The 3404-nt window shown below is 54.4% G+C and carries 3 protein-coding genes; 1 reads left to right on the forward strand and 2 read right to left on the reverse strand.

The features are described 5' to 3' along the window. The coding region (locus FDW87_RS11160; protein WP_137379770.1) for a sugar transporter at positions 1 to 1168 on the reverse strand (1168 nt) is incomplete at its 3' end. Between the two features lie 221 nt (positions 1169 to 1389). Beyond that, complete coding sequence (locus FDW87_RS11165; protein WP_016153075.1) at positions 1390 to 2265, reverse strand: LysR family transcriptional regulator; 876 nt, start codon at positions 2263 to 2265, stop codon at positions 1390 to 1392. 102 nt (positions 2266 to 2367) lie between these two features. On the opposite strand from FDW87_RS11165, the gene FDW87_RS11170 reads away from it, so the two are divergent. Continuing rightward, positions 2368 to 3404, forward strand: a 1037-nt coding sequence (locus FDW87_RS11170) for an aldehyde dehydrogenase family protein (protein ID WP_252363116.1), incomplete at its 3' end; no start/stop codon positions are given.

The raw sequence follows: 3404 nt of genomic DNA on the forward strand, positions 1-3404 counted from the left end.
ATACTGGCCATTTACGGAAGATAATCACCGACCATATGAACGCCACAACCGCAGGCACTGCACCTACGTAACCAATCGTAGACATTGACCAGTGCAGACTCACCTGATTTCCTACCAGCGCGCCAGCGCCTATCCCAATATTAAAGATACCTGAGAAAAGGGCCATTGCGACGTCGGTGGCATCCGGGGCCAGCGCCAGCACTTTGACCTGCATACCCAGGCCTATCAACATAATGGCGATGCCCCAGAATATACTCAGGACGGCCAGATGCATTTCGCTGTCCGCTGCGGGCAGTAACAGCACCAGACACACCGTCAGCAGGGCAATGGCGCTACTAATCAATACGGAAGCATGTTGGTTACCCAGCTTGCCAAAAATGACGCTACCGACAATACCCGCGCCTCCCAGAACCAGCAGCAGCACGGTGGCAAAGTTTGCGCTCAGCCCGGCGACGGTCTGTACAAACGGTTCGATATAGCTGTAGGCCGTGTAATGCGCGGTGACCACAATCACCGTCAGCAGATACAAGCTCATCAATGCCGGACGGCGGAATAAAACCGGCAGGCTTTTTAATGAACCGGAATGCTCACTGGGTAATTTTGGCAGGAGCTTAATCAAGCAAAGTAGGGTGACTAACGCCCCCATACCGATGGCGAAGAACGTGGTACGCCAGCCAAAATACTGGCCAACGATGCGCCCGATAGGCAGGCCCAGCACCATCGCCAGCGCGGTGCCGGTCGCAATCAGGCTGAGAGCCTGCGCGCGTTTCCCGGCAGGAGCCAGGCGAATCGCCAGCGATGCGGTGATCGACCAGAAAATAGCGTGGGCAAAAGCAATACCGATACGACTGATTACCAGCACGGTAAAATTCCATGCCAGGAAAGAGAGAACGTGGCTGGCGATAAAAACGACAAACAGGCAGATCAGAAGTTTGCGGCGTTCTACCTGGCTGGTAAGCAGCATGAAAGGCAGCGACATCAGGGCGACAACCCAGGCGTAGATCGTCAGCATGATCCCGACCTGAGCGGTCTGCATATTAAAACTTTGTGCGATGTCGGACAACAAACCGACAGGGACAAACTCGGTGGTATTGAAAATAAAACCGGCAATGGCAAGCGTAACTACCCGAAGCCACGCGACCTTGCGGGAAACAGTGTCTGTTGTCATATCAATTAGGTGGATTAGCTGCGAAAAGGTAAGGCCACGATCTTAAAACTTTTGCTGGCTAAAATACAATCATTTCGTGATGCAGATCTCATTTCATTGACTGGGTGGCAAAATTGACTGCCGAACATTTCGCGTAATTTTAACTGTTTCATTATTAATGAAATTCCGGGCGTGAGAATTCACCCGGAACGCTATTTATGGCGTTGTTTGAGAATCGCGAATTATTCCGTGCTTTTCGACAACTGAGGGTTCAATACCTCAATAAACGCTTCCAGTTGCCTCGTCATTGCCCCTCTGCGCCAGACCAGCCACGTATTCAGCCAGCGCCAGTTTTCGCTTAGCGGCCAGGCGTGGACCTGATGGTGTCCTGGCATGCTCTCCAGCATCGAACGCGGGATCAGCGCGATACCCGCACCGGCAATGACGCAAGCCAGCATGCCGTGATACGACTCCATTTCATGAATGGTGCCAGGCATTGCGCGATCGGCATGAAACCAGCTTTCAAAATGGCGACGATAGGAACAGTTGGCGCGAAAGGCGTAAATGCTGCAACCGTTAACGTCGCTGGCCCGCTGGATAGGGGGATGACCGTGCGGAGTGACTATCATCATCTCTTCACGGTAGACCGGCATTCCTTCAAGACCTGGATGAGTAATTGGGCCGTCGACAAAGGCGGCGTTCAGCGTCCCGTCGAGCACGCCGTCCAGCATCGTGCCTGAAGGACCTGTCGCCAGCGCAAACTGAATTTTGGGGTAACGCTGATTATATTCAGCCAGCGTGGCGGGGATCCGCACAGCGGCAGTACTCTCGAGCGAGCCAAGAGAGAACAACCCCTGCGGTTCATCGCCGGCGACGACCATTCTCGCCTCGTCAACCAGGGCGAGGATCCGCTGGCTGTAGCGTAAAAAATTGTGCCCGGACGGGGAAAGCCGCAAACGCTGATTTTCACGAATAAACAGATCGACGCCAAGGTCGGCTTCAAGCTGGCGAATACGGGTGGTGAGATTGGATGGCACGCGATGCACCTTCGCGGCGGCCTGCGTAATACTGCCTGTCTCCGCGACGGCGTTGAACATTTCCAGTTGCGTCAGATCCATAATGTTCTCTGTTCGTGAATGGTGTGGTTAATATTATTCATTTTTCAGAAAGAGTAAATATGCGCATGATATGACCATACCCTGCGATAAAGAGAGGCACTTATGACTATCACAGCAGCAACACATGCGATTTCCGTTAACCCTACCAACGGTGAAAGGTTGGCGGCAATGCCGTGGGCCAGTACTGAAGAGATTGCACATGCGCTGAGCCTTGCCGCGAATGGCTACAGTGAATGGAAACACACTGCCGTTGAGCACCGTGCGCAAACGCTGCGTCATATCGGGCAGGCTCTGCGTCATCGCGCGGAAGAGATGGCGCAGTGTATCTCACGTGAAATGGGGAAACCCATCAAGCAGGCGCGTGGTGAAGTTGCCAAATCAGCCGCATTGTGTGACTGGTACGCCGAACATGGACCGGCGATGCTCAACCCGGAACCTACGCTGGTGGAGAACAACCAGGCGGTGATTGAGTATCGCCCCGTTGGAACTATTCTGGCGATCATGCCGTGGAACTTCCCGCTCTGGCAGGTACTTCGCGGCGCCATTCCAATTCTGCTGGCCGGAAATGGCTATCTGTTAAAGCATGCGCCAAACGTAACCGGCTGTGCTGCGATTATCGCGCAGGTTTTTGCTGATGCGGGCGTTCCCGCGGGTGTTTACGGTTGGGTGAATGCCGATAACGCCGGGGTAAGTCAGATGATCAATGACCCGCGTATCGCGGCGGTAACGGTGACGGGCAGCGTTCGAGCTGGTGCGGCGATTGGTGCTCAGGCGGGGGCGGCGCTGAAAAAATGCGTGCTTGAACTGGGGGGGTCCGATCCGTTTATTGTCCTTAATGATGCTGACCTCGATCTGGCCGTTAAGGCGGCGGTCGCCGGTCGTTATCAGAATACCGGGCAGGTTTGTGCGGCAGCAAAGCGCTTTATTATCGAAGAAGGAATTGCGGCAGAATTTACGGCTCGTTTTGTGGCGGCCGCGAGCGCGCTCAAAATGGGCGACCCGCTGAACGAAGAAAACGATCTGGGTCCGATGGCAAGATTTGATCTGCGCGATGAGCTGCATCAGCAGGTCGAAGCCTCCCTTGCCGAAGGCGCGCGGTTACTTCTCGGCGGGGAAAAAATCGCGGGTCAGGGCAATTA

The organism is Citrobacter sp. wls826 (genome assembly GCF_005281245.1).
In the GTDB taxonomy this organism is placed as follows: Bacteria; Pseudomonadota; Gammaproteobacteria; order Enterobacterales; family Enterobacteriaceae; genus Citrobacter; species Citrobacter braakii.